At 68.6% G+C, this 24,393-nt stretch carries 24 protein-coding genes; 7 read left to right on the forward strand and 17 right to left on the reverse strand.

Going from position 1 to position 24,393, the window contains the following annotated elements; genetic code table 11:
- Positions 1 to 14: 14 nt before the first annotated feature.
- From BN1056_RS03205 to BN1056_RS03225, 5 genes are read right to left on the reverse strand one after another with little or no spacing between them, the layout of a single operon-like run.
- A complete protein-coding gene (locus BN1056_RS03205) occupies positions 15 to 1,223 on the reverse strand; it encodes an ADP-dependent glucokinase/phosphofructokinase (protein WP_210579004.1) in 1,209 nt (402 codons plus the stop codon).
- 49 nt (positions 1,224 to 1,272) lie between these two features.
- Positions 1,273 to 2,133, reverse strand: coding sequence for a ketose-bisphosphate aldolase (locus BN1056_RS03210; RefSeq protein WP_210579006.1), 861 nt, complete (start codon positions 2,131 to 2,133; stop codon positions 1,273 to 1,275).
- Positions 2,134 to 2,165: 32 nt separating this feature from the next.
- Positions 2,166 to 3,017, reverse strand: coding sequence for a carbohydrate ABC transporter permease (locus BN1056_RS03215; RefSeq protein ID WP_244671479.1), 852 nt, complete (start codon positions 3,015 to 3,017; stop codon positions 2,166 to 2,168).
- A gap of 4 nt (positions 3,018 to 3,021) precedes the next feature.
- Entirely contained in the window at positions 3,022 to 3,960 is a 939-nt protein-coding gene (locus tag BN1056_RS03220; RefSeq protein ID WP_210579008.1) for a carbohydrate ABC transporter permease, read from the reverse strand.
- 9 nt (positions 3,961 to 3,969) lie between these two features.
- Complete coding sequence (locus tag BN1056_RS03225; RefSeq protein WP_210579010.1) at positions 3,970 to 5,262, reverse strand: ABC transporter substrate-binding protein; 1,293 nt, start codon at positions 5,260 to 5,262, stop codon at positions 3,970 to 3,972.
- Between the two features lie 168 nt (positions 5,263 to 5,430).
- Here BN1056_RS03225 and BN1056_RS03230 point away from each other — a divergent pair, with 168 nt between their 5' ends.
- Positions 5,431 to 6,237 (forward strand): DeoR/GlpR family DNA-binding transcription regulator, encoded by an 807-nt coding sequence (locus tag BN1056_RS03230; protein ID WP_210579011.1) that lies wholly within the window; start codon positions 5,431 to 5,433, stop codon positions 6,235 to 6,237.
- 46 nt (positions 6,238 to 6,283) lie between these two features.
- The gene (locus BN1056_RS03235) at positions 6,284 to 7,519 is read left to right on the forward strand and encodes an AGE family epimerase/isomerase (protein WP_210579013.1); all 1,236 of its coding nucleotides are present in this window, start codon (positions 6,284 to 6,286) and stop codon (positions 7,517 to 7,519) included.
- Between the two features lie 198 nt (positions 7,520 to 7,717).
- On the opposite strand, the gene BN1056_RS03240 is transcribed toward BN1056_RS03235, so the two are convergent.
- On the reverse strand, positions 7,718 to 8,458 hold the full coding sequence (locus BN1056_RS03240) for a hypothetical protein (protein ID WP_210579015.1): 741 nt from the start codon (positions 8,456 to 8,458) through the stop codon (positions 7,718 to 7,720).
- A gap of 161 nt (positions 8,459 to 8,619) precedes the next feature.
- On the opposite strand from BN1056_RS03240, the gene BN1056_RS14575 reads away from it, so the two are divergent.
- The gene (locus BN1056_RS14575; RefSeq protein WP_244671480.1) at positions 8,620 to 10,083 is read left to right on the forward strand and encodes a DUF222 domain-containing protein; all 1,464 of its coding nucleotides are present in this window, start codon (positions 8,620 to 8,622) and stop codon (positions 10,081 to 10,083) included.
- A gap of 425 nt (positions 10,084 to 10,508) precedes the next feature.
- A complete protein-coding gene (locus BN1056_RS14580) occupies positions 10,509 to 11,171 on the forward strand; it encodes an HNH endonuclease signature motif containing protein (protein WP_244671481.1) in 663 nt (220 codons plus the stop codon).
- A 24-nt stretch (positions 11,172 to 11,195) separates the two neighbouring features.
- Here the strand turns inward: BN1056_RS14580 and BN1056_RS03250 are convergent, their stop codons facing one another.
- From BN1056_RS03250 to ispF, 4 genes are all read right to left on the reverse strand, one after another.
- Complete coding sequence (locus tag BN1056_RS03250; protein WP_210579018.1) at positions 11,196 to 12,437, reverse strand: hypothetical protein; 1,242 nt, start codon at positions 12,435 to 12,437, stop codon at positions 11,196 to 11,198.
- A gap of 190 nt (positions 12,438 to 12,627) precedes the next feature.
- Complete coding sequence (rlmB, locus tag BN1056_RS03255) at positions 12,628 to 13,623, reverse strand: 23S rRNA (guanosine(2251)-2'-O)-methyltransferase RlmB (protein ID WP_210579020.1); 996 nt, start codon at positions 13,621 to 13,623, stop codon at positions 12,628 to 12,630.
- Positions 13,624 to 13,700: 77 nt separating this feature from the next.
- Positions 13,701 to 15,224 carry a cysteine--tRNA ligase gene (gene cysS / locus BN1056_RS03260; protein WP_210579023.1) on the reverse strand — a complete coding sequence of 508 codons (1,524 nt, stop codon included), beginning with the start codon at positions 15,222 to 15,224 and terminating at the stop codon, positions 13,701 to 13,703.
- Between the two features lie 31 nt (positions 15,225 to 15,255).
- Positions 15,256 to 15,858 (reverse strand): 2-C-methyl-D-erythritol 2,4-cyclodiphosphate synthase, encoded by a 603-nt coding sequence (ispF, locus tag BN1056_RS03265; RefSeq protein ID WP_210579025.1) that lies wholly within the window; start codon positions 15,856 to 15,858, stop codon positions 15,256 to 15,258.
- A gap of 222 nt (positions 15,859 to 16,080) precedes the next feature.
- On the opposite strand from ispF, the gene BN1056_RS03270 reads away from it, so the two are divergent.
- From BN1056_RS03270 to BN1056_RS03280, 3 genes are all read left to right on the forward strand, one after another.
- Positions 16,081 to 17,256 (forward strand): methyltransferase domain-containing protein, encoded by a 1,176-nt coding sequence (locus BN1056_RS03270; protein ID WP_244671482.1) that lies wholly within the window; start codon positions 16,081 to 16,083, stop codon positions 17,254 to 17,256.
- Positions 17,257 to 17,342: 86 nt separating this feature from the next.
- Positions 17,343 to 18,776 (forward strand): serpin family protein, encoded by a 1,434-nt coding sequence (locus tag BN1056_RS03275; protein WP_210579028.1) that lies wholly within the window; start codon positions 17,343 to 17,345, stop codon positions 18,774 to 18,776.
- Between the two features lie 140 nt (positions 18,777 to 18,916).
- Positions 18,917 to 19,318 carry a GNAT family N-acetyltransferase gene (locus BN1056_RS03280; protein WP_395994451.1) on the forward strand — a complete coding sequence of 134 codons (402 nt, stop codon included), beginning with the start codon at positions 18,917 to 18,919 and terminating at the stop codon, positions 19,316 to 19,318.
- Positions 19,319 to 19,352: 34 nt separating this feature from the next.
- On the opposite strand, the gene BN1056_RS03285 is transcribed toward BN1056_RS03280, so the two are convergent.
- The 7 genes from BN1056_RS03285 to BN1056_RS03315 form a co-directional block, all read right to left on the reverse strand.
- Positions 19,353 to 20,024: an HAD family hydrolase gene (locus BN1056_RS03285; RefSeq protein WP_210579029.1), complete on the reverse strand. Its 672-nt coding sequence runs from the start codon at positions 20,022 to 20,024 to the stop codon at positions 19,353 to 19,355.
- The gene (locus tag BN1056_RS03290; protein WP_210579030.1) at positions 20,021 to 20,554 is read right to left on the reverse strand and encodes a hypothetical protein; all 534 of its coding nucleotides are present in this window, start codon (positions 20,552 to 20,554) and stop codon (positions 20,021 to 20,023) included. Before BN1056_RS03290 ends, BN1056_RS03285 begins: the two co-directional genes overlap by 4 nt.
- Positions 20,551 to 21,348 (reverse strand): HAD hydrolase family protein, encoded by a 798-nt coding sequence (locus tag BN1056_RS03295; protein WP_210579031.1) that lies wholly within the window; start codon positions 21,346 to 21,348, stop codon positions 20,551 to 20,553. Before BN1056_RS03295 ends, BN1056_RS03290 begins: the two co-directional genes overlap by 4 nt.
- A 194-nt stretch (positions 21,349 to 21,542) precedes the next feature.
- A complete protein-coding gene (locus BN1056_RS03300) occupies positions 21,543 to 22,400 on the reverse strand; it encodes a PTS system mannose/fructose/sorbose family transporter subunit IID (RefSeq protein WP_210579033.1) in 858 nt (285 codons plus the stop codon).
- 32 nt (positions 22,401 to 22,432) lie between these two features.
- Complete coding sequence (locus tag BN1056_RS03305; RefSeq protein ID WP_210579034.1) at positions 22,433 to 23,284, reverse strand: PTS mannose/fructose/sorbose transporter subunit IIC; 852 nt, start codon at positions 23,282 to 23,284, stop codon at positions 22,433 to 22,435.
- A 37-nt stretch (positions 23,285 to 23,321) separates the two neighbouring features.
- The gene (locus BN1056_RS03310) at positions 23,322 to 23,816 is read right to left on the reverse strand and encodes a PTS sugar transporter subunit IIB (RefSeq protein ID WP_210579036.1); all 495 of its coding nucleotides are present in this window, start codon (positions 23,814 to 23,816) and stop codon (positions 23,322 to 23,324) included.
- On the reverse strand, positions 23,816 to 24,268 hold the full coding sequence (locus BN1056_RS03315) for a PTS sugar transporter subunit IIA (RefSeq protein ID WP_210579038.1): 453 nt from the start codon (positions 24,266 to 24,268) through the stop codon (positions 23,816 to 23,818). Before BN1056_RS03315 ends, BN1056_RS03310 begins: the two co-directional genes overlap by 1 nt.
- Positions 24,269 to 24,393: the final 125 nt, after the last annotated feature.

The following is a 24,393-nucleotide window of genomic DNA, read 5'->3' on the forward strand; positions in this document are numbered from 1 at the left end:
CGTCGTCCAGCAGGTCACGACGCTTGTGGGCCGCCCTTCTCGGCCAGATGCGCCACCACGCCACCAATAAAGGTGTCGCCCAGCCCGATTGTCGTCGGAGAGGCGGTGCGCACCGCGAAGCCAGGAGCGATCATTACGCTCGCGGCGGCCACCTCCGGGGCGTCGGCCAAGCCCGCCCCGACCTCATCCCGAGGTGCCCGCGCCACCTCCGTGTACTCCTCAACGCCGTAGCGGTCCCCGTGTAGGAAGCGAGTGGATGCCAGTAGGCAACCCGCCTCAGCGGCCTCGCGGAACAGGGCCGCCCGCTCCCCCACCACAGCGGCGTAGCGGCTGGTATGCACCATGACAGTCGGCGCCCCGAGTCGCCGGTACAGGTCGGTCATCATCGCCGCTACCTGTGCCCCGTCCTCCAGATCTATGGCACGTCCGAGATAGTGACGCGCCTCATCCTCGTTGAGCGAGTGAAGATCCACCAGGTGCGGAATTGCCTCCAGGACCACCTCACGCATGGCGTCGTTGTGAAAACCCGCGTCCTCGTAGACGACGACGGCGTCTGGTGGCGTCTCGGCCAACGCGTCCTCGAGTTCGCCCAGTCGAGCGCGCAACTCGGATGCCGACTTCATGGTGTTGAAGCCCGAGATCAGGACTACCCGGGCCTCGGCGAGCAACCGAGGCAACTCCTTGCTCAGCCGCAGATCCTCGTTGGGCGCATCGTTGACCAGGATCACCCGATTGGGGCGGTGCGCGGTCAGCTCCCCATCGACCAGGCGCACCGCCGCGCCGGCCGGGTACTGGACAATCACGTGCGGATCCAAGGAGTCCGCCTCGGCGCTGCACACCCGCGCCACCGCATCCGGCAGGAGCCGACGGACGTCGTCGTTAATGGAGACCAGGTGCACCGTCGAGGCTACGCCGATCCGTTCCATGGCCAGCGCCGCGCGAACGCACGTGCCGCCCAGGGTGACCTCGTAGGCGAAATGGTCAGCGAAGGCGATTAGCGCTCGTTTGTCTGCCGCGTAGCACTCGCAGCCCACCCCCTGCCACATGGAACGCAGCACCGTCAGCAGTATCTCCCGCTCGCCGAAGGCGCTGGCCGACGGAGGGTCCTCGAGCTCGGCTATTCGAATGTCGTGCCTGTCGACAAGCTCCTGGAATGCATCCGCATCCCAGCCCAGCTCGTAGTCGACGGTCCCGCCGAGCCCGAGAACGATCCGCTCCGTCATCTCGTTCCCCCTTCTCAATCCTGGTGACGCCCAGAGCGCCGAGTCCTCATCAGAACAAGTCCGCCTTGCCCGCGGATACGAACAGATCGATCTTCTGCGCCGCACACTCCCGCAGTGCCGCCTCGCACGGAGGCTCGATCACGTTAGGCTCGCGCAGGTGCACGTCCTGGAGCACCTCGCGCATCTTGTTGAAGTAGGCGGCCTTGATGTCGGAAGAGATGTTGATCTTGTTGATGCCGCCGTGGACGGCCCCGGCAATCTCGGTGTCGGAGTTGTTCGACCCGCCATGCAGCACTAGGGGAATGCCCAGACGCGACTTGATCTCACCCAGCAAGTCCAGGCGCAGCGCGGGCTTGGCCGCGGCGGGGTACAGCCCGTGCCTGGTGCCGATCGCGATGGCGAGAGAATCCGCACCGGTGGCGTCGATGAAGCGCGCCGCATCGTCAGGGTCGGTGTACAGGATCTCCTCCGTGCCGGTCTCCCCGTACTTGTCGGACACGCCGATGGTGCCCAACTCGGCCTCCACGGACAGCCCGACGGCGTGGGCGGCGTTAACCACGCGCACGGTCTCGGCAATGTTCTCCTCGAAGGGTGCGAAGGACTTGTCAATCATCACCGAGGTAAAGCCCGACTGGATGGCCAGCAGCACCTGCTCATAAGACGCGCCATGGTCAAGGTGGATCGCCGTCGGCACCGGGGACTCATGGGCAATCCGGATGATGGAGGTCAGCATCGCCGGGCGGATGTGGCTCAGCTCGTCCGGGTGAATGGCGATGATATGCGGGGAACGCTTGTCCTCACAGACGTCCACCACCGCGCGCAGCATAGAGTAGCTGGAGATATTGAACGCCGGGACTGCGAAACCGTGTTTATTGGCGACGTCCAGGATGTCGCTGCCTGTAACCAACATTTCTATTGTACCTTTCTGTGTTGTCGTCAAGTTCAGTTCTTGACGGATCCAGCGGTCATCCCTCCGATGAAGTAACGCTGGAAGAAGATGAAGAGGAGCACCACGGGAATCGATCCGAGTACGGACATCGCCATCATCTCGTTCCACTCGTAGGAGTGCTGCCCCATGAGGAGCTGAATACCGATGGGCACGGTGCGCATGTCATTCGTGCGCGTGAGTGTCAACGCGAACAGATACTCATTCCAGGCGATCATGAAAGTGTAGATACCCACCGAGACGATTCCCGGGATGGAAATTGGGACCAGCACCCGCCACAGTGCACCGAGGGAGCTGGTTCCATCCACCTTCGCGGCCTCATCGAGCTCGCGCGGGAGGGTGTTGAAGTAGCCGGTGAGCATGATGATGGCGTAGGGCAGCGTGAACACCATGTAGGTCAGGATCAGACCCTGGTAGGTGTTGTACAGCCTCAGCGTCACCATGAGCCCGAAAAACGGGATCAGCAGGGTGATCGGCGGCACCGCCTGCACCGATATGACCAGTACGTTCAAGATCCTCTTCCCGGGGAACTCGAAACGGCTGAAGGCGTAGGCGGCGAGGATCGCGACGATGAGCGTCAACACCGTCACCGACAGCGCCACGAAGTAACTGTTGATGAAGAAGCGGATCTTCTCCGAATCATGGAAGATGGAGATGTAGGCCGCCCAGGAGGAGCCCTCTTCAATGATCCGCGGAGGCGTGGCGAAGATCTTCGCATTCGGTTTGAAGGAGGACACCAGCATCCAGAAGATCGGCAGGGCCGCGAAGCCGGCGCCCAGGAGCAGCCCCACCCATACACCCGCCTTGGCCAACAGCCGTCGACGCCGTTTAGCAGTCATAGCACCCATGCCACTACTCCCTCACCTGTTGGCTACGCACGTAGAAGAAGGCAAGGATCATCGACAGGACCAGCACGATCACCGCACTGGCGGACGCCCCCGAGAAGTCGTACTCGGAGAACGCCAACTTATAGGTGAAAGTGGACAGCACCTCCGTCCGGTCAAGCGGCCCTCCGCCGGTGGTCATCCAGATGAGCGCGAACTGCTGCGAGGTCCAGATGACGTCGAGCAGGGCCATGGAGATAATGATCGGCCGCAGCTGTGGGAGGGTGATTGACCAGAACCTCCGGATCGGGCCGGCGCCGTCGACCTCCGCCGCCTCGTACAGATCCTTCGGGATGCCCTGAAGACCGGCAAGGATCGAGATCATGAAGAACGGGTACCCGGACCAAATGTTGATGAAGGTGACCGCGGCCAGGGCGATATCCGGATCGGCGAGCCACTCGTGCTGTCCGCTAACGACGCCCAGACCAGGCAGGATCGCGTTGACTACGCCGTTGGGATTGAGCAGCAGTCGCCACAGGATGGCGATGATCGCAACGGTCAGTAGCCACGGGAGTACGAACAGGGTGCGGAAGACGGTCCTGGTGACAGCGGATACCGACTCGGAATTGAGCAGCATGGCAAATCCGAGACCCAACAGCATATGCGCCACCACGCTGATGGCCACGAACCAGAACGTGTTGGCCAGCGCCGTACGGAACTTGCTGCTGGTGAGGATCTCGACGTAATTGCCCAGCCCGATGAAGTGGGACTCCCTAGCGGCGATGACAGCATCCATCAGCGAGTATCCGACCACCATGACGATCGGAATCACCATCAGCACCATCAACAGGATTAAGGTCGGTGACAGGTATGCGTAGGGCACAAGTGCCTGGGTCAGGCGCCGCCCACGGGACGGCGCCCTCACCCGCCGCCTCCGAGACGCATTTGCGGCATCGGCGACACTCATGGGCCAACCTCAGAACTCCTCGTCCCACGCCTGCTGGGCGTTGGCGAGCATGGTGTCGACGTCGATATCGCCGCTGAGGTAGCTCTGGAACTGCTCATCGAACTTGCGCATGAGCGTCTCGGAAACCGGCAGACCGGTGAACTCATTGGCAGGCGTGCCCGAGCTCCAGATCTCGAAGGCCTGCTTGAACAGCTCATCATCCTCGACATAGTCGGGCGTGGCCGTACTGTTTCCGGGGAAGGCCTTAGCGTCGTCGGCGAGCACCGCATTGGTGTCGGCCGACATGAGGAACTCCACCAGCTTCCACGCCTCCGCCGGATGCTCGGTGGTACCGGAGACACCGATGCCCCAAGAGGCGTAGGGCATGCCGCGCTGGCCGGAGTAGCCACTCACGGCGGGCAGTGCGGCAATGCCGAATTCCAGGTCCGGGTTGCCCTCGCGGATGGTATTCACGTGCGCGAGGGAGTCGATCATCATGCCGACCCGCGCATTGGTGAAGTCCTCGACCTTGTCCTGCTCCTTCATGGTGAAAGCGCCCGGCGAGATGACGCCGTCGTCCCACAGACTCTTGATGAACTCGCAGGCGCTCTTGACGTCCGCGTTGCCCTGGAGGTTCGGCTTGCCGTCCTCGGTGAGCATCGATCCACCGGAGGCCCAGACCCAGGACATCACGTCATTCTGAATGCCGTTCGGCGCCTCCAGCGAGAGCGGCAGCGCCCAGCCGGAGACGTCCTCACCCGTGTCCGCAATGGCCGCGGCCGCGGACTCGAACTCCTCACGCGTGGAGGGGATTGCCGAGACGCCGGCCTGTTCAAGCAGATCCATATTGGTGAACATGGGGTAGACGAAGTTGACCACCGGGATCATGTAGGTGGCGCCGTCGATCTGAATCTGGCTGGCGAGCTCGGAGTCGTCGTAGCCCTGCTCGGCCATCAGGGCCGTCAGGTCCGCTATGGCACCCTGCTTCGCGAAGTCGCTCACCCATGCACCGTCCAAGCCGACCACATCCGGCATGGTCTGCGCCGCGGCACCGGCAACCAGCTGCTCCTTGGTCGAGGCATAGGGCCCGGAGAGCAGCTCGACCTTGATCCCGGGGTTGGCCTGCTCGAACTGGTCCATGAGGGCGCGCAGGGCCCCGTCCGGCAGTTCGGGTTCCCACCACTGGGTGAACTCCAAGGTCACCTCCCCATCGCCGCCTCCACTACTTCCCGATCCGCCACATCCGGCCAGACCCATCGCCGCCAGAGCGGCCACTACGGCCGTCATCTGCCCGAATTCGCGCCTACGCATACGCATCAGCATTGTTACTCCATCATCATTGACACGAGTTGCGACATCATGCTGGTTTCATCCACTTCCTGATGTCCATGAACGAGCATAGTGCGACTTTTTGCGGTTGTCTGCGCTCGATTGGCAACAATCAAGTAACGTTCGGCTTGAAGACGCATGAAGAATGCCTAGACTGGCGCCATGAACGACGCCGCACCCCGCCTCCCTGGAGGGCGGAAGGCCGAAATCGCCGGCTATGTGAACCGACTGGGTCAGGTGACGGTGACGGCCCTGGCGGACCACTTCGGCGTTTCGGCCGACACCATCCGTAGAGATCTAGACCAGCTTGACGCCGACGGCCTGCTCATCCGTATGCACGGCGGAGCGATGTCCAACTCCGCCGTCCCCTGGCACGATACGAACCTGAGCGACCGCGCCCGTTTGCAGGCGTCCCAGAAGGATCGTATCGGCCGGATCGCCGCGGAGCTCGTGCAGGACGGCAACGTCCTGTTCATCAACGGGGGAACCACCGCACTGTCCCTGGTACACCACCTGTCGAACAAGCGGGAACTCATCATCGCGACCAACAACCTCGCACTGCCGGTGGAGATCAACCCGGAGGCGTGCCGCGACGTATACGTCATCGGCGGGCATGTGCGTCTGTCTGGCCGCGTAACCATCGGCCCGGTCGCCTTCGCCTCCGCCATCTCCGGAGTGGAGAACGACATCCACGTCGACCTCGCCCTCATCGGTGTGGGCGCCGTCGACACCGACGGCTTCTCCACTTCCAACTTGGACGAGGCCGCCATGCTTGCGCAAATGGCCGCCCGCGCCCGTCGGGTAGCCATTCTTGCCGATTCGACCAAGCTTGGTCGGCGTCTGTTCGCCGCGATTGGCGACCTTGCGATTGCCGACTACCTGATCACCAACGAACAGCCCAACACCGAGCTCAGCGCCGCCTTGAGCGCCCACTCGGTACAGGTGCTCACCCCGGATACGCCTTACTGAACCCTCGGCTCTCGACCGAGTAGGCACCCGAGTCAAGGAGGACTCGATGACCACGCTCATGACCCGCCAATTCTTCGATTCCGAAGCCTGGAGCCTGCTCGCCTTCGGCAAGCGCTCCCGCACCGAGCATGGGTTCGGCTGGCTCGACGACGTCGGCAGCATCGACGCCACGCACGGCGTACAGCTATGGATCACCGGCCGCATGACCCACTGCTTCGCTCTCGGACAGCTCATGGGCGACCCGGACTGCGCCGCTCTGGCAGAACACGGCGTCGCCCGCCTACTGGACGGCCCGCTGCACGACACCGTCGCCGGAGCCTGGCTCTCCGCAGTTGATATCGACGGGACCCCGCGCCCAGGAAACCTGGTCTCCTACGAGCACAGCTTCGTCATCCTGGCTGCCGCCTCCGCACTCATGGCCGGCGTATCACGCGCGCAGGCACTGCTCGATGCCGCCCTGCTCACCTTCGACCGACTGTGGTGGGACGAGGCCGTCGGGATGGTGGTGGATGCTCGGGACCGTCACAGCCTCGCCGTCGCCTCCTACCGTGGGGCGAACGCGAACATGCACACGGTTGAGGCACTGTTGGCGGCCTACTCCGCCACTCACGACACCACTCACCTGCGGCGAGCGGCGCGCATCACCGACCGGATCGCGCGCGAGTTCGCTACCCATGACTTCCGCCTGCCCGAGCACTTCGACGTCGGCTGGAACGCCGTCCTCGACTACAACCGGGACCGCCCCGCCGACGCCTTCCGCCCCTACGGCTCCACAGTCGGGCACTGGCTGGAGTGGTCGCGGCTGATGATTCAGGTGCGCACCGCCTGCACCGCCGAAGGCATCGGCTTTGACCCGTTGCTGGACACCATCCCAGGGCGCATGTACCGGCAGGCACTGCAGGAGGGATGGGGCGTAGACGGCGAACGCGGTTTCGTCTACACGGTGGACTTCGCTGGACGCCCGGTGGTGCATGAACGCATGTACTGGGTGCTGTGCGAGGCGATCGGCGCGGCGGAGACGCTGCGTGAGACCACCGGGGATCCCTCCTACGACCACGACGTCGACGCCTACGCCGCCTGGGCCCGCGACTATTTGATCGAGGCACCCGGCCAGTGGCGCGAAGAGCTCGACGCCAATAACCGCCCGAGCTCAATCACCTGGTCGGGCAAGCCCGACATCTACCACGCACTCCAGGCAATGCTGATCGGCCGCCTGCCGATCACCCCATCATTCGCGGAAGGCCTGCTGGCCACTGGGGCATCGCCCGCCCGAAGCCGTTGAACCGGCTACACACAACCACGGTCCGCCGAGGTCTTTCCACGACCCCCGGTCATGATCCACGACCTTGGGGTGCGTTTCACGACCCCGGGGTGGTCGTGGAATGTTCACGGAGGTCGTGCCATAGCACCAAGGTCGTGGAACGCAATCCCGGGCCCGAAGTGTTGCGCGGTGAAGGGCACCGTGCAGCCGCCGGGCTGCTCACGGCGTAGGACGGCCTCTGAGTTGCACGCGCACCCCCGCCAGCACGTCGACGTCGTCGGCCGCCAGCGCCAGTGCGCACAGGAAGGCCGCCATGGTGTGTGACCAGTACGGCACTCGCATGCTCATACACGCTCTTCCCACCGATACGTCCGGCGATCCCACCATCTCGTGGCGCAACTCCCAGCCCGCGGCATCGGAGACCAGGGCCAGCAGGCCGTCGGCGGCGGCGATAACAGCGTCGATTGCAGCGGCAGGCGTCCTCTCCCCCGCCGCCACGGTGATCGTCACCGGACGCATGGCGGCCGGGCCGTGCATCGGCAGCCGCTCGGCTATGTAGGTGGCGAGGGAATGGTCGTGGACGACCCGCTCCGAGGGGAGCGTCAGCGCCAGCCCCTGGAACGTGAACGGTCCGACGTCCCGGCAGGCGGCGCAGGCGCATTCGCATATCAGGCTGATGGTGGCGGGGGTCAGCTTCCGCGACACCCCGACCTGGAACCAGCCGACAGCGCCGTCATCGACGAAGTCGTCGGCTGCGCCGGGCGGCAGGTCCCACCGGCCCTCCTCAATAGTCAGGCCCGCACAGTCGGCCGGGGGCACCAGGTTCAGCCCCCGGATCGCCGCCTCGCCGATCAGCGCGCCGTAGGCCGCATCATCTGGCGCCGTGGCCGCGGCAGCAGTGGCTCCCTCGCGGTGTCCGAGCACGCCGATCTCAAGCCCGGGCCCAACCATGTCGTTCATGGTTCGCAGTCTAGGGATCCGCTCGCCGCAGCCCGGAACGCACCGCGCCCCGGGTTAAGGGGGCGGAATCGGCGGTAGCCCGGCGACGCCGACTCGGGGCAGCAGGCGCCCCGGGTTAAGGGCGCGGAATTAATGTCGGTGGCCCGCGATACCGTGGACACATGTACGAAGGCAACGGTGCTGAGCGGCGATCCGGCGGGGCCTCCCCGACGGATCGGGCGGGGCTGCCCGGCTCCGTGAGGGGATCGACGGCGACCGTTGCCTGCGCCGCTTCATACGGGGAAGCAGCGGCCGGGCCCGGGGCCGAGCACGATTCCACGGCCGTGCCCGGAGTCGTGCGGGAGCCCACGGCGCTGATCGAGCACCTGGCGGAAGTACCCGCAGGCGCAGGTCTGGCGAGCCTGGTTGAGGGCCTGTTGGCCGGCATACTGGTACCCGCCAACCCCAACGGTGAGGCGGCCGGCTCCGCCGCCGGGAAGACCGCAGCAAACGCAAGCGCGGTGGCTGCTGCAAGCACCGCAAACGCCGCAAACGCCGCGGATGCTGTAAGCATCGCCGAGCTGGCAGAAATACTGGGGACTCCCGACACCGGCGCACTGTTCAACACCATCACGAGCCCGGCCGACCGCGCCCTGGCGCAGACCTCCGCACAGCAGGGCGTGGACTGGGGCGAGGGCACCGGCATCGACCGCCTGGCCGCGCTGGGCGGGCAAGTGCTCAGCGAACTGGTGGCGGCGTGCCACCGGCTGGTCTCCTGGGCGTCGTGGTGCGAAAGCGCGGCGGCCGCCTGCCTTGCACGCACACCGGAGATGAACCGCGGCGCAGCTCCCTGGGGTCCGGACGGGCGACTCGAATGCCTGGTGACGGAGGAGGAGCGACGTTTCACCACCGGCGGGGAGATCGCCTGCCGACTCGGCACCACCCGCCAGAGCGCCTGTCAGATATTGGATCGGGGCGAGGCTCTGCTACAACCCGAGTTCGCGGCCACCGAGACCCTGCACCGGGGCGGCCTGCTGGATGCGAGCAAAACCGCCCTGATTGTTCGGCGCCTGGAGGGTGCCGACGCGAGGGTGGCCAGGGCCGTACAGGAGCAGGTCCTGCCTCGCGCACCCCGCAGGACGACGTCGCAGCTGGCCAAGGACATCGACCGCGCCCTGGCCGCTTTAGACCCCGACGGCGCCGGCAGCCGCCGTAAGCGCAACCTGGCGCGCAGGCACGTTACGCGGCCCCGCCAGGCGGGCGAGGGCGTTCATGAAATGCGGCTCCTGCTGCCGAGCCTGGACGCGTTCCTACTGGATGCGACTCTGGACGCCATCGCCGCCTCCGCCCGGGCTGCCGGGGATGAGCGTTCCCCGGCGCAGCTACGGGCCGACGCCATCACCGGCATGACGCTGCGCACCCTGCAAGCCAGCCAGTACGCCGCCTGTCGGCCGTCTTTCACCGCACCTGCAAACGTCGACGACGCCGCCCCAGCAACTGTACCGACCAGCGTCGACGCCGGTGCCCCGCCGCCTGCACCGGCCAGCGGACAGCTGCTGCCCGACGGGGTCCCGCTGGAGGGTTTGTTGGCCGGGTTGAGCAGCCTGGTTGCCCCTCCCTCCCCTGGTGGACACCCTCCGGGGTAGAGGCGGTCTTCCCACCGCCGGGGATCACCATCAATGTTGACGTCACCGTCCCCTTGGAGCACCTGCTCCCCGACGGCGCCGGCGCCATGGAGGATGGCCCGCCAACCGGGTACGGCCCTCCCACCGCCGGCGATACGCCAGGGCGGCCCACGGGCGCCGTCGTCGGGCGATCCTTCGCATCCGACGGGCGAAGTGTGCCCGAAACGTCCCCGGCCGACGGAAGCAGTGTGCCCGCCGCGGGTCGCTCAGACTCACCTGCGTGCGGCGATAGCAGTGTGCCAACCGCAGGCCCCCCAAACCCACCTACGCACGACGGGAGCAGTGCGCCCGCCGCGGTTGTGGGCGGTCACCGTCTCCCCTACGCCGGGACGGCCGCGGGCGCGGGTCCTGCGGCCGAGGTGACCATAGGGGTCAGCACGGTGCCGGTGCCCGCCGCCACCGCCCGCGCCCTCGCAGCCGGTGGGGTCTGGCGCAGGCTGATCACCGACCCGGTCTCGGGGACGGTACTAGACGTGGGTCGCACCCACTACCGGCCCCCGGTCGCCCTGCGCGAACTCGTGCAGGCAAGGGACGGCTCCTGCACGTTCCCGGGCTGCACCATCCCCGCCGCCCGTTGCGACACGGACCACATTCAACCCTGGGCCGAGGGCGGGGCGACCAGCCTGAGTAATCTCACCAGCCTGTGCCAGGCCCACCACCGGCTCAAGCACACGCCCGGGTGGAGCCTCAGCCGCACCGACTCCGGTGATCTGACCTGGTGTACTCCCACCGGCGCTCGCTACCGGCGCAGCCTGGACGGGAGCATCACCCTTCTGGCCCACAGGATCGGGCCTCGCCAACTGCTTGTCCCCGCCCAAAAGATCCCCGCGCGCCTCACCGAGGCCGTCGACGACGCCGTCCTGAGTCGTCTCCAACACGGCCTCGACCTCAGTGCACGAGACGCCACTCGTGCCGGCGAGCGCCCGCGGATCACCAGCCGCGGTCCCCGCCCCGGCCAGCCCGTAGGCGCTTTCGAGACCACTGCCTACTCGGATGCCCTGCACGACCTCGGTCTGGCCCCACTGCTAGACGAGATTCCGCCCTTCTGACATTCCGCCCTTTTGATCGCCTAGTCAGGCCCCGAGCTCCTCGGCTACCAGCGCCATCTCCTGGTCCGCACGACGCCGCAACTCCCGGTGTCGGGTCCAAGAGGCGAGGGAGGCCTCGGCGACCGCGTCGACCAGCAGCACCACACCCGTGGCCAGCAGGCCGCGGTGTGCCACCCCGGTGCGGTCGCGGCGGTGCACCGCCGTCCCGATCAGCGCCCCGCCGATCCCGGCCTCCAGGGCAACGCCGGCCCGCATGAGCCAGGGCCGCTCGGTGACCACACGAATGTAGGTCTGCCAGAAGGCCGAACCGGGCGCCTCCGGGTCCTGCAGCATGAGCCCGACCGAACGCCCCACGGCATTGGACAGGCCGCGCGGCTCGTGCACCACGGCGCCGGGCGCCTCCGCGGGCGCCAGCCGGCCGGTCAGCACCGACGCCACCCAGTCGGGCAGGCCGAGCGCATCGATCAGGGCCACCAGGCCGTCGATACCGGGGGTGGAGAAGGCCTCCGCCACCGCCTCCGCATCCGCCCCGGGCACGGCCGCGGCCACGAGCGAGACGTCGGTGGAGTCGGTGAGCATTTCATCCACCAGGGCGCGCAGGGCCGGGCCCGGCTCGGCCACGCCGCCCCACACGTACTGCGAGGTCATGCCCCACGAGAAGACGGCGTCGTCCTCGCTCTCGCCGGTGGTGACGGCGCGTACCGCGATGTCACGGGCGTCCACGGTCAACACCAGGGCCGGCAGGGACTCCTTGTCCCAGCCGAAGGCACCCAGTTGGTTGCCCTCACCGGAGTACATGACGATGCGCCGGTCGAGCGCGGGCAAGGAGGTGACGGCCAGCGGCCGCTCCAGCAGGGTGGCCTGCAACGGCACCATGTAGGCGCTCAGTGGGGAGACGACCACGGTGCGGGAGCCCTCCGGCGCCTCCGAGGCCACGCTCGGCAGGGCGACGTCGGCGGGCAGGGCGTTGAATGAGGCCGGGCCGATGGTGACATCCCCGGAGAACTCGCGCGCAAGGGACTCAACCAGCTCGCTGATGCGGATGCCGACGGTTACGCCGCCGCGCGACGGCGGGGTGACGGCCACACGCCCGTCGGCGTCGGCCAGCAGTGTGAGGGAGAGCAGGTGTGGGGTCGCCGGGTACCACTCGAGGCGGGCTACCACCCGCTCCGCCTCGAGGCGCGCGGCAACCGCGTCCGGCTGGGTTCCGGGCACGACGAGTACGCCCTCGGTGCGGTTCCAGCGCTGTGCGGGGTCTTGAGCCATGAAGGCCTCCTAGTCGGATGGTGACGACCGTCGTCCGGCCCGTCCACGCGACGGGCGGGGACACCACCATTGTGTCAGCATAGAGCCTTCCGGTCAGCCCGGGGAGCCCCGGCCGGGGTCACCGGGCTGCCTGGACGGGGGAAGCCGGGCCACCCGACCGGGTCACCAGGCGGCCGGATAGCCCCGCCGGTTACTTGCCGGCCCCGGCCCGACGGCGCAGCCGGTCGACCTCGTACAGGGCGATGCCGGTGGCCACCGCGGCGTTGAGCGACTCCACCGTCCCGGCGATCGGGATGGAGATCAGCAGGTCGCAGGTCTCGCGCACGAGCCGTGACAGTCCGCTGCCCTCCGCGCCGGTTACCACCACCAGCGGGGAGTCGGCCAGATTCAACTCCTCCACCGGCGTATCCGCCCGCCCGTCCAGGCCGACGACGAAGCAGCCCTCCCGCTTGAGCGCCTCGAGGGCGCGCACCAGGTTCGTCTCCCGGGCGACCGGCACCCGCGCGGCGGCGCCGGCGGACACCTTCCAGGCGGCGGCGTTCACGCCCGCGGAGCGGCGCTCGGGCACGATCACGCCGTCGACGCCGAAGGCCCCGGCCGAGCGCAGCACCGCCCCCAGGTTGTGGGGGTCGGTGACCTGGTCGAGCGCCACCAGCAGGGGGGTGCGCCCGGCGTCGCGGGCGCGCTCCAGCAGGTCGCGGGCGAGCACGTACTCGTAGGCGGGCACCTCAATGGCGACCCCCTGGTGGGCGGCGCCCTCGGTGAGGGCCTCCAGGTCGAACTTGGTGGCCTCCACCACCGGTGCCCCGACCAGGGCGGCCCGCCGCACCACGGCGCCCAGGCGGTCATCGGATTGGGCGGAGGCCGCCATGAACACCCGGGTGATGGGCACGCGAGCGCGGGCCGCCTCCGCCACCGCGTTGCGGCCGCAGACGATCTCGTGGTCCCGCGGCACGTTGAAGCGCTGCCGGGCGGCCTCCAGTTGCCCGGAACGGGTGGGCTGGGCGGCGCGGGCCTCGGCCCGGGCCTTGGCGCGCGCCTTCGGGTGGCCGACGCGGTCCTCGGCCTTGGGGGTGGGTCCGCGCCCCTCCAGGCCGCGGCGGCGCACGCCGCCGGAGCCCTTGAGCGGGCCCGTCTTCTTGCCCTGCTTGCGTATGGCGCCGTGGCGCTGGTCATTTCCCGGCATCGCGGGCCTCCTGTTCTGCGGTTGGCGGCCGGTGGCCGCGGTGACGGTGGTGATGCGTCGGGGGTCGACGCGGCGGGTCAGGCCAGGTGCCAGCGGGCCCCGGCGGCACTGTCCTCGACGACGACGCCGGCCGCGGACAGCTCGTCGCGCAGCGCGTCCGCCCGCGCCCAGTCCTTGGCGGCGCGGGCCTGCGCCCGCTGCTCCAGCAGCCCGGTAACCAGCTGGTTCAGGGCGCGCATGGCGGCGTCGTCCGTGCTGCCGCCCGCGCCGAGCACGCGGTCGCGCCAGGGCTCGGCGAGCGGGTCGAGACCGAGCACGTCCAACTGGGCGCGCAGGTCCAGGGCCGCCTGGGCGACGGTGTCGAGGTCGGGGTTGGGCGCGGCCAGGGCCGTGTTGAGAGCCTTGAGACTGGCGTGGACGACGGCCATGGCTCCGGCCAGGTTGAGATCGTCGTCCATGGCGGCGGCGTACTGCACGGGCAGGTCCCGCGCGCGCACGGCCGCGGCGGGGGCGTCGACCGGGTTCGGGCCGCCGTCGGCGGGCGCGGTGATCTCCAGGGCGCGCATGATAGCCCCGGACAGCCGCTCCCACAGGGAGGCGGCGTCGGCGAGAGTCTCCTCGGAGAACTCCACCGTGGAGCGGTGGTGGACGGTGCCCAGCGCCAGGCGCAACACCGCCGGGTCGTAGCGATTGAGCAGTTCGGAGACCACCAGCGAGTTGCCCAGTGACTTGCTCATCTTCTCGCCCTTGATGGTGACCCAGGCGTTGTGCACCCAGTGGCGGGCGAAGCCCCAGCCGGCCCCGTGGGACTGGGCCTGCTCATTCTCGTGGTGCGGGAAGCGCAGGTCGATGCCGCCGCCGTGGATGTCGAAGGTCTCCCCCAGGTAGCGGCGGGACATGGCCGAGCACTCCAGGTGCCAGCCGGGCCGACCCCTGCCCCAGGGGGCGTCCCAGGCGGCGTCGGCCGGCTCGGTGGGCTTGGCGGCCTTCCACAGGGCGAAGTCGCGCGGGTCGCGCTTGTCCGCCTCCACCTCCGCGTCGATCTGGGAATCGTCCTCGGTGGTGGCCAGGTCGTCGACGCTCTGGTTGGTCAGCGACCCGTAGTCGGGCAGGGAGCGCACGTCGAAGTAGACGTTGCCGGGCTGCCCGGTGTAGGCGTGTCCGGCGTCGAGCAGCCGCTGCACCAGGTCGATCATCTCGGGGATGTGGCCGGTGGCGCGCGGCTCGTAGGTGGGGGGCTGCACGCCGAGGGCCCGGTAGGCGCCGTCGAACTCGCGCTCGTGACGCTGGGCCCACGCCCACCAGGGCACGGGCGGGTCGGCGGCCGCGGACTTGGTGAGGATCTTGTCGTCGATATCCGTCACGTTGCGGATCAGCACGACGTTCTGCCCGCAGTGGGTCAACCAGCGGCGCAGCACGTCGAAGGCGATGGCGCTGCGCATGTGGCCGATGTGCGGGGAGCCCTGAACCGTGGCACCACACAGGTAGATCGCCACCGTACCGGGCGTGACGGTGGGCGCCAGGGGCACGACGCCCTGAGCGGCCGTGTCATACAGGCGCAGGTTCAGCGCGGGACGCGCTTCATTGGATGAGGTGCTCACGGCCGCAGCCTAGCGGGTGCGGCAAGTCCGGCTACACCTGCGGCACCGGCCAGACCAGGGCGGAGGCGATGGCCGCCAAACCCTCCTCACGCCCGAGGAAGCCAAGGTGGTCGGTGGTCGTGGCCGAGAAAGCGACCGGGGCGCCGACGGCGTCACTCAAGGCGGTTGTGGCCTCCTGCATGCGCCCGGCCACCCGCGGGCGTGCGCCGACCAGTTGCACGGCGACGTTACCGATTTCGAAGCCGGCCGCGCGCACCCGCCCCGCGGCCTCGGCCAGTAGCGCGGCACCGGCGGCGTTCTCCCACTCCGGCGCATCCGTGCCGAAGTTACTGCCCAGGTCCCCCAGGCCGGCGGCGGACAGTAGGGCGTCGCAGCAGGCGTGGGCGACGACGTCGCCGTCGGAGTGCCCCTCCAGCCCGACCTCATCGGGCCAGTCCAGGCAGGCCAACCGCAGCGGGGCGTCGGAGTCGGTGGCGGCGAAGGCGTGCACGTCGGTGCCGATGCCGGTGCGGGGCGTCCACTGGGCGATCTGCGCGCGGTAGGCGGCGGCGTCGGCCTCGGTGAATGCGACGGTGCCGGCCGAGTGGCGGGGCGTGCGTCGCGCAGGGGTATCACTGTCGGGTTGATCGGTCATGCCCCACAGTCTGCCGTATATCTACTCGTGACCCGCGTATCCGTTTGTTGCCCCGCGCGTCGCCGGAGCACCGGCCGCCTTGACGCGGCGGCGGGATCCGGCTGGACAATGCGCTCCGTGGCTCCCGCACGCACGTCCAGCAGCACTACCTCGGCCGCCCGGGCCGGGTCGACGCCGCTGTGCGCGCTGCACGAGGACGGCACCTGTCGCTCCTGCCCGCACATGTCGACGCCGCTGCCCGTGCAGCTGGCCCGCAAGCAGGCCCGGATCGTCGCACTGCTGGCCGACGGCGCGAACCCCGTCCCGGCCGCGGTGTGGGAGCGGCCGGCGGCGAGCGCGCCGAAGCGCTTTCGCAACAAGGCCAAGATGGTGGTCTCGGGGACGGCGGCCAAGCCGCTGCTGGGCATTCTCGGGCCTGGCGGGCACGGTGTCGATCTGCGCACCTGCCCCCTACACGTGCCCGAGATCGAGGCGGCGCTACCGGTACTCGCACGCACGGTCACGGCGCTCGGGCTGACGCCCTACGACGTGTCCGCGCGGCGTGGCGAGCTCAAGCACCTGCTGGTAACGGCCTCCCCGGACGGGGACCTGATGGTGCGCTTCGTGTTGCGCAGCCGCCGACACGTCGACGACCTGCGCGCCGCCCTGCCCGGCCTGCGGCGGGCGCTGCCGACGCTGGCGGTGCTCAGCGCCAACATTCAACCGGTACACCAGGCGATCATCGAGGGGCCCGAGGAGATCGTGCTCACCGATGACGACCGTCTGCTCATGCGGCTGCACCTGCCGGCGTGGGGCGTGGCGGAGGAGGACGCGGCGGGTGCGGGCCCGACGGAGCTGCCGTTGTACCTACCCACGCGTTCCTTCTTCCAAACCAACACCGGCATCGCGCAGGCGCTTTACGCCACGGCGCGGCGGTGGGCGGATGATGCGCTCACGGTTCCCGCTGCGGCGCCCACCGCCCCGCGGCAGGTGTGGGACCTGTTCTGCGGCGTCGGTGGCTTCGCCCTGGCCCTGGCCGGACCGGATCGGCGCGTGCTGGGAGTGGAGGTGTCGGCGGCGGCGATCGACGGCGCCCGGGCCGCCGCCCGGCTCATGAAGCTGCCCGACGATCGGGTCAGGTTCGAGGCGGGCGACGCCTCCGTGCTCGACCCGGGCGCCGGGGCGGTGCCGGACCTGCTGGTGGTCAACCCGCCGCGGCGCGGCATCGGCGCGGAACTGGCCGAGCGCATCGAGGCCGCGGGGGTGGAGCGGGTGCTGTACTCCTCCTGCAACCCCACGAGCCTGGCGAAGGACCTGGCGCGGATGCCCTCGCTGCGGCCGCGGCGGGCCCGCCTGTTCGACATGTTCCCCCACACCGACCACGCCGAGGTCCTCGTAGACCTCCGCCGAGGTCGGTAGACGTTACGTGCCGAGGTCGGTTGATATGGCAGGTCTGGGCGCGACTGCGCATGGATCGGTGCCACCACGTCACGTAGCCTCGTGACATGGCGAGCAACGACGCTGCACCCGACCCCTTTCCCTCCGCATCGACCACCCCCTCAGCCCCTGCGCCCGGCCGCGGGACTCGCGGCCTGTCCCGCCGCCGGGCGCTGGCGCTCCCGCCCGCCATCGCCGCACTGGTGGCCCTCGGCGGGTGCGGAGTATTCGGAGGCTCCGCGCGGGCACAGGCCTACGACACCGACGCCGTCCACCGCGAGATCCCGTTGGAGGAGGCTCCCGGCGCGCCGGATGCCGCGACGGCCTGTGCCGCCCTGAGCGAATCCCTGCTGCGCTTCCGCCTGGGCGAGGAGCCCGGGGCTAACGCCTTGACCTGCCCGGTCGGGACGGCCCTGACCATAGCCCTGCTGTACGCGGGCTCAGACGCTCCCGCCGACGGCGTGGAGGAGCTGCTCGGCGTATCGGCCGTCGAGGCCGCCGACGCCGATTCGGGCACTACCCGCGACCTGACCTGGTCGGCGCTGCAGAACAGCCTGCTGATCTACGAGCCCACTGAGGCACAGCTGAAGAACTTCAACCCCAAAGCAATCCCGGAGACTCCGTTGCTGCACATCGCCAACCGGGTGCTGCTGGTCGGCGATGACCCGGCAGTGGAGCAGTCCTACCTGGATGCCGCCCGCGAGTGGTATGCCGCCACCACCGAGCACACCGCCCGGAGCAATGCCAAGGCGGCCCTTGACGCGTGGGCGAAGCTCCACACTGGCGGGCTGATCAAGTCCTCCGGCATTGAGATCACCGAGGACACGCGGCTGGTGCTGCAAAACGCCCTGTTGTTCGCCGCCCAGTGGGCATGGCCCTTCAATGCGAATGACACCGCCGACGAGGCGTTCACCCTTTCCGACGGCGCGGTCGTCACCGCCCGGCTCATGCATGACAGGTTCTTCCTCCCCTACGTGCAGGGCGAGGGCTGGCGGGCCGTGCGTCTGCAGTACGCCGAGGGCAGCGGCCGCAACGTCATGGACGTGATCCTGCCCGACGCCGGCACTGCCCCAGCGGACCTGCCCACGTGCACCTGGGCCTCTGCCTCGGCGGCGCTGGACGCCTACGCGTATGAACACCCGTATGAACAGCTGCATGAGGTCCGGCTGGCCCTGCCCACCTTCGACCTAGCGCCCGGCCCCGTGGACCTGCTCGCCTTCCTGAAGGCACAGGGCATCGAGTTGGACTCCCTGGAGCACATCGGCGAGAACCTGGAGGTTGACCAGGCGGTCCAGCAGGTCCGCCTCATGGTCAAGGAGGAGGGCACCATGGCCGGGGCACTTACGGAAATGGAAATTGCCGACAGTGCTGTAAACACCACCCCGGACGAGGCAGTCAGCTTCACCGTCGACCACCCGTTCGTGGTCCGCATCTTCGACCAGATGACCGGCCTCGTGCTGATCGAGGGCGTCATCATGGACCCGACCGCTGCCGCCGAGTAATTCCGGCCCACGCCGCGGCCCCGCCTCCCGAAGGCCGGCCGAACGGTTACGCTCTTGCTCGGCAGTCCCTCCCATGACCGTAAGGAGTACCCGTGAGCGTCGACGTCATCACCCAGTCCACCCCCGAGCTCGTCGAGGCGATGGAGCGCCTCATCCCCCAGCTCTCCCGCAGCGCCCCGGCTCTGACCGCCGCGCAGTGCGAGGCCCTGGTCGCCCAGCCCGGCGTGTACCTGTTCGCCTTCCGCCCCGACGCGCCGCTCGCCGACGGCACCACCCCCATCCTGGGCATGCTGACGCTGGCGACCTTCACCATCCCCACCGGCCTGCGCGCCTGGGTGGAGGACGTCGTCGTCGACGGCGACGCCCGCGGCCACGGTGCCGGCCAGGCCCTGGTCGAGGCCGCCGTCGAGTACGCCCAGTCGCTCGGCGCCCGCACCGTCGACCTCACCTCGCGACCCTCCCGGGAGGCGGCCAACCGCCTGTACCGCCGGGCCGGTTTCAAGCTGCGCGAGACGAACGTTTACCGCTTCTCCGGCGAGTGACCCCGCGGCCGGTCCGAGGCGCGGCGGCCCACGCTCAGGGCTCGGCCCACAGCAGCAGGTGCGGCGTGACGGCCTTCAAGTCCGGGACGACGACGAGCCCCGGGTCCGCCGGGAAGTGCTTGCGCCCGCCGATCTGGATCACCCGCAGGTCGTTGGAGCGGGCGGAGGCCGCACCGGTGGCGGAGTCCTCGACGACGACGCACTGGTCCTCGCTCAGTCCCAGCAGGCGCATTCCGGCGGCGTAGGGGGCCCGATCGGGCTTGCCCGGCAGGCCGTCGTCGCCGGTTATCAGGCCGGCGAAGACGTCGCCGAGCGCGTGCGCAACCGCCTCGACGATCGGGCGCGGGGACTGGGTGACGATCACCTGCGCCAGCCCTACCTCCAGCAGGGTCTGGGTGATCTCCCGCGCCCCCGGCACCAGCGGCGGGTTGGCCTTGACGGCGGCCTCGACGTCGGCGGCCATGCCGGTGAAGATCGCCTCGGCCGCCGGGGCGTCGGGGCCGGGGGCCGCCCCGGTGGCGGCGATGAGTTCGTGGGTGCGGCGGATGGAGGCGCCTTCCAGGGCGGTGACCTGTGCTGCGGTGACGGTGCCGCCGGCGGCCTCGCAGCGACGGCGGAAGGACTCATCCCAAAAGGGTTGGGAGTTGATGAGCGTGCCGTCCATGTCCCACAGGACGCCGCGTACATAGCGGCCGGAGTCACTCATCGCTTGCTCCCGGAGTTGCGCCCGCCGTTGCCCGACCGGCCGCGGCCGCCCTTGGCGCGCCGACGTTCGGCCCGCTCCGCACGCCGAGCAAGCTTCTCCTTCTCGCCCTGCGCCCACTCGACGCGCCCGGTCAGCCAGTCGCGGGTTTCGCGGGTGAGCATCTTGTTGTCCTCCAGCAGGCCGCCGGCGCGCAGCTCGGTGAAGTCCAGGTACTCGGAATTGCGGGTGCGCACATACTGCCGCTCGGCCTCGTGCAGGTCCGCGGCATCCCGTGCGACCTGCCGCTCAATCATCTGCCGCCCCAGCAGCAGGAAGATCGCCAGCACCAGGGCCACGATGCTGCCGTAGCCCTTCGTGGGCGCATACAGCAGGGCCGCCAGGACGGACAGCCCGACGGCGGGCCCCATCATGCCGTAGGTGTACCCCTCGGAGCGTCCGTCGTGGCCGCGGGCCCAGGCGCGGAGCTTGGCGCGCCCGTCCGGGTCGCCGCCATTGAACCAGTCGCGCACCCGCCCGCCGATGCTGCTCATCGTTCTGCCTCCTCAAGTAGCCCGTCGATCAGTTCGGCCATGGATCCCACCGACCGCTCGCAGGCGGCGACGACGTCGGGCGGGGACCAGGGCAGGCAGATGGCGTGGTCGGCGACGACGTGCATGGGGATGTCGTTCCAGGAGTCGCCCACGCTCCAGGTCTCGATCCGCTCCCCCGGCAGGGGACCGTCGGTGCCGGTGAGCACGTCCACCAGGTCACTCAATCCGGCGCCCTTGGTGGCCCCGGCGGGAATGACGTCGAGGAACTCCTGGTTGCGCACCACCTCGATCTGGTCCGGCCAGCGGGCGGTGAGGTCGGTGGCGATGCGCTCGCGCACGTCGTCGTCGCGCACCCGCATGGGCACCCCGATGAAGCGGTGGCAGGGCATCTCCTCCAGGGTCATGGGCAGGAAGATCTCCAGGATTGGGGAGGTCTCGTGGTAGGTGTCGGACAGGATGTGGTCCGCCTCCATGGTGGTGGCGAAGACGGTGAGCCCGTCGATGCCCTGCAGGAAGCTGGCGATCTCGTGCGCGACGCCGTCGGGCAGGTAGCGGGCGGAGAGGACCCGGTAGTCGCCGTCGATCAGGACGGCGCCGGTGAAGGTCACGGCGTAGTCGAAACTCATGCCGGCGGCCGTAAGGGTGTTGCGCGTGGCGAAGACGGACTTGCCGGTGTCGACGACGAGCAGGTTTCCGGCGTCCCGCCACCGCTGCATGGCGGCTAGGTCCGCGTCCGAGACGCGCCGGTCGAACAGGACCGTGCCGTCCAGGTCGGTGGCGATGAGTTGACGCACGTACTTCTCCTGCCAGGCCGAGTTATGTGCTGAGTTACAGATTACTGACTGGGCGCCGGGAGCACACCCGTGATGCGGGCGGAATTCGGTCGGAACGGGCGTCGAGGTCGGTCGAAGCCTCGCAACTTCGACCGACCTCGACGGTAACAACTACCGAACTCGGTGGTTATATCGACCGACCTCGGTGGGTGGGGCTATAGGCCGAGCCAGCCGGTCCAGGCGCCGAGGATGCCGATGACGAACATGCCCAGAATGATCCACAGGGCATTGATCTTCTTATTCAGCAGCCACATGCACACGAAGGTCAGCCCCAGCGCGGCCACGCCGGGTAGCAGCTGATCGAGGATGTTCTGCAGGGTGGTCACGGTGACGGTGCCGTCGTCCGCCTCCACCGAGGAGATCACCCCGGGGAAGTTGATCGTCGTCCATTTGGCCACCAGGGCGCCCATGACGAACAGACCGGTGATGGCGGCGATCTGGGTAATGCGCTTGAGCTGGCCGCCGCCGACCTCGCTGACCATAGCGGTACCGCGCTCGTAACCCCACTTCAGGCCGTACCAGCGCACCAGGATGCGAATGATGTTGATGCCGAGGAAGTAGACGATCGGCCCGAGCCAGGAGCCGGTCAGCGCCAGGGAGGCACCCAGCGCGCCGAGCACCGGGCGCACGGTCCCCCAGAAGATGGGGTCGCCGACGCCGGCCAGCGGACCCATGAGGCCGACCTTGACGTTGGTGATGGTGTCGTCGCCGATATCCTCACCCTTGGCGCGCTGCTCCTCCATGGCGGCGGTGACGCCGAAGACCACCGAGGAGATCCAGGGGTGGGTGTTGTAGAACTCCAGGTGGCGCTTGAGAGCGGCCGCCTGCTCGGTCTTGTTGGACGGGTAGAACTTCCGAATCGCCGGCATGAGGGTGATGCAGAAGCCCATGGCCTGCATGCGCTCGAAGTTGAAGGAGCCCAGCAGGAACGTGGAGCGCCAGTACATGCTCCGCAGATCGCGATTGCTGAGCATACGCTCGGTGTCGGGAGCGGCGTCGATTTCAGTGGACATGGTCGTGTTTCCTTCCCTGTTCCTTGCCGCGGTCAGTCGAGCTCGTCATCGAGTTCGTCGTCCAGGTCGTCATCCAGGCCGCCCCCGCCGGCGGCGACCGGGGCGGGGCGCGGCAGTTGGACCGACTCGTGGAAGTCGGGGTTGAGCTGGACGTAGATGAAGGCCAGGCACAGACCCATGATGCCCAGGGCGACCAGGGTGATGCCCGTGTCGAGGGTGGTCATGGACTGGGCGACGATGAAGCCGATGAAGAAGAAGGGCATGAGCTTGCGGGCCCGCATCATGTTGATGACCATGGCGTAACCGACGACGACGATGAATCCGCCGGCGATCTGCAGGCCCTGGGTGACGACGTCGGGGATCATCCCCAGGGCACGCGCCACGGCGTCACCCGAGGCGACCACCGCGACGGCGGCGGTGGGGATGGCCACGCGCAGGCCCTGCAGGGACAGCGCGATGAAGTGCATGATCTGAATGCCCCGCATATTGCCGTCCTCCGCGAAGCGGTCGGCCTGGTGGGCGAAGAACACGTTGACGGTACGTACGAAGATGGTCAGGGCCTGGCCGGCGACGGCCAGGGGGACGGCGACGGTGATCGCCTCCTCGTGGGCCTGTCCGCCGGCGATGGCGATGACGGTGGAGATGGTGGAGGCCAGCGCCGCGTCGGGGGCCATGGCGGCGCCGACGTTCATCCAGCCGAGGCTGAGAAGCTCGAGGCTGCCACCGACCATGATGCCGGTGGTCGGGTCGCCCAGGGCGAGCCCGGTCAGGGTGCAGGCGACGATGGGTCGATAGAACATGCGTTCGTCCAGAACGGAGTCGCAACCGGCGAGGAAGGCCACGAGGGTCACGAGGATGATCTGGACAGCACCGATGTCATGCATGAGAGTGCTTCCTGGTGGGGACGGATAGGGGAGGGGGTCAGTCGATGAAGCCCTTGGACTTCAGGGAGTCCATCAGGTCCGCGCGCCCGGAGGAGGGGACCTGCTGGATGTACTGGCTGATGCCGCGGGAGTTGATCTCCTGGAAGGCCTTGACGTCCTCGTCGGAGATGTAGACGGCCTGCGACAGGGCCTTGGTGCCCTGCTTGAAGGTCATGCCGCCGACGTTGACCTCATCGGCCTGGATGCCCAGGTCGAGCAGCCGCACGATGTCTGCCGGGGTCTCGACGACGATGACGGCCTTGAGGTTCTCGTACTTGGGGTTCTTGTACACGCGGGCGGCCTTGGCGACGGTCAGCACGTGGACCTTGACCTTGCCGCCGCCGGTCTGGAGCATGAGCGTCTTGCGCAGCTCGTCGTTGGCGGCGCCGTCGGAGACGGCCAGGATGGCCTCGGCACCCAGGGCGCCGGCCCAGTTGTTGGCAACCTGGCCGTGGACCAGGCGGGAATCGATGCGCAGGAGCTTGATGTCCATCAGAGCTCGTCTCCTTCGTCGTCGTCGGAATCGGTGGTGGTGGGTGGGGTGAAGATCTCGGAGAGGACCTTGACGCCGCCGGCGCCGGAGGTCTTGGCGACCTCGACCAGCTCGGTCAGGTCGCCGCCGGCCATGCGGCGGCCGAGGACCTCGATGAGCATGGGCAGGTTCACCCCGGTGACGACGTCGGCGTCGTCGCGGGCGGCGGCGAAGCGGGCGGCGGCGTTGTAGGGGCTGCCGCCGAGCAGGTCGACGAGGATGAGGTACTGCCCCGAGGCGGAGGAGTCGACGGCGTCGGCGTATTTGGCCAGTAGGTCGTCCGGTCCTTCGCCGGGGTCGAAGCTGATGGGGACGACGTCGTCCTGCGGGCCGGCGATCATGGCGGCGGAGTTGAGCAACCCCTCCGCCAAATGACCGTGGGCCGCGACGATCACTGCAACTGATGACTGCAACGGCGGGCTCCTGCCAGTTACGCACCGCGGAGGCGGTGACTATCGGTGAGTGGGGACATAGCCGCGACGCCGTGCCCCGATTGGCCGAAGCATATGCCAAATCGTTTGAACCGGCGCCGTTCTAT

The organism is Actinomyces succiniciruminis (genome assembly GCF_900002405.1).
In the GTDB taxonomy this organism is placed as follows: domain Bacteria; phylum Actinomycetota; class Actinomycetes; order Actinomycetales; family Actinomycetaceae; genus Actinomyces; species Actinomyces succiniciruminis.

What these genes read in the sequence shown, in the direction of transcription:
- BN1056_RS03215 (WP_244671479.1), bottom strand. Translation starts at nt 3,017, where the DNA reads ATGGGTGCTATGACTGCTAAACGGCGTCGACGGCTGTTGGCCAAGGCG.
- ispF (WP_210579025.1), bottom strand. Translation starts at nt 15,858, where the DNA reads ATGACCGATCAACCCGACAGTGATACCCCTGCGCGACGCACGCCCCGC.
- BN1056_RS03270 (WP_244671482.1), top strand. Translation starts at nt 16,081, where the DNA reads ATGTCGACGCCGCTGCCCGTGCAGCTGGCCCGCAAGCAGGCCCGGATC.
- BN1056_RS03235 (WP_210579013.1), top strand. Translation starts at nt 6,284, where the DNA reads ATGACCACGCTCATGACCCGCCAATTCTTCGATTCCGAAGCCTGGAGC.
- BN1056_RS03300 (WP_210579033.1), bottom strand. Translation starts at nt 22,400, where the DNA reads ATGTCCACTGAAATCGACGCCGCTCCCGACACCGAGCGTATGCTCAGC.
- BN1056_RS03205 (WP_210579004.1), bottom strand. Translation starts at nt 1,223, where the DNA reads ATGACGGAGCGGATCGTTCTCGGGCTCGGCGGGACCGTCGACTACGAG.
- BN1056_RS03240 (WP_210579015.1), bottom strand. Translation starts at nt 8,458, where the DNA reads ATGAACGACATGGTTGGGCCCGGGCTTGAGATCGGCGTGCTCGGACAC.
- rlmB (WP_210579020.1), bottom strand. Translation starts at nt 13,623, where the DNA reads ATGCCGGGAAATGACCAGCGCCACGGCGCCATACGCAAGCAGGGCAAG.
- BN1056_RS03230 (WP_210579011.1), top strand. Translation starts at nt 5,431, where the DNA reads ATGAACGACGCCGCACCCCGCCTCCCTGGAGGGCGGAAGGCCGAAATC.
- BN1056_RS03290 (WP_210579030.1), bottom strand. Translation starts at nt 20,554, where the DNA reads ATGAGCAGCATCGGCGGGCGGGTGCGCGACTGGTTCAATGGCGGCGAC.
- BN1056_RS03285 (WP_210579029.1), bottom strand. Translation starts at nt 20,024, where the DNA reads ATGAGTGACTCCGGCCGCTATGTACGCGGCGTCCTGTGGGACATGGAC.
- BN1056_RS03225 (WP_210579010.1), bottom strand. Translation starts at nt 5,262, where the DNA reads ATGCTGATGCGTATGCGTAGGCGCGAATTCGGGCAGATGACGGCCGTA.
- BN1056_RS03305 (WP_210579034.1), bottom strand. Translation starts at nt 23,284, where the DNA reads ATGCATGACATCGGTGCTGTCCAGATCATCCTCGTGACCCTCGTGGCC.
- BN1056_RS03250 (WP_210579018.1), bottom strand. Translation starts at nt 12,437, where the DNA reads ATGGCTCAAGACCCCGCACAGCGCTGGAACCGCACCGAGGGCGTACTC.
- BN1056_RS03310 (WP_210579036.1), bottom strand. Translation starts at nt 23,816, where the DNA reads ATGGACATCAAGCTCCTGCGCATCGATTCCCGCCTGGTCCACGGCCAG.
- BN1056_RS14575 (WP_244671480.1), top strand. Translation starts at nt 8,620, where the DNA reads ATGTACGAAGGCAACGGTGCTGAGCGGCGATCCGGCGGGGCCTCCCCG.
- BN1056_RS03210 (WP_210579006.1), bottom strand. Translation starts at nt 2,133, where the DNA reads ATGTTGGTTACAGGCAGCGACATCCTGGACGTCGCCAATAAACACGGT.
- BN1056_RS03275 (WP_210579028.1), top strand. Translation starts at nt 17,343, where the DNA reads ATGGCGAGCAACGACGCTGCACCCGACCCCTTTCCCTCCGCATCGACC.
- BN1056_RS03280 (WP_395994451.1), top strand. Translation starts at nt 18,917, where the DNA reads ATGGAGCGCCTCATCCCCCAGCTCTCCCGCAGCGCCCCGGCTCTGACC.
- BN1056_RS03220 (WP_210579008.1), bottom strand. Translation starts at nt 3,960, where the DNA reads ATGAGTGTCGCCGATGCCGCAAATGCGTCTCGGAGGCGGCGGGTGAGG.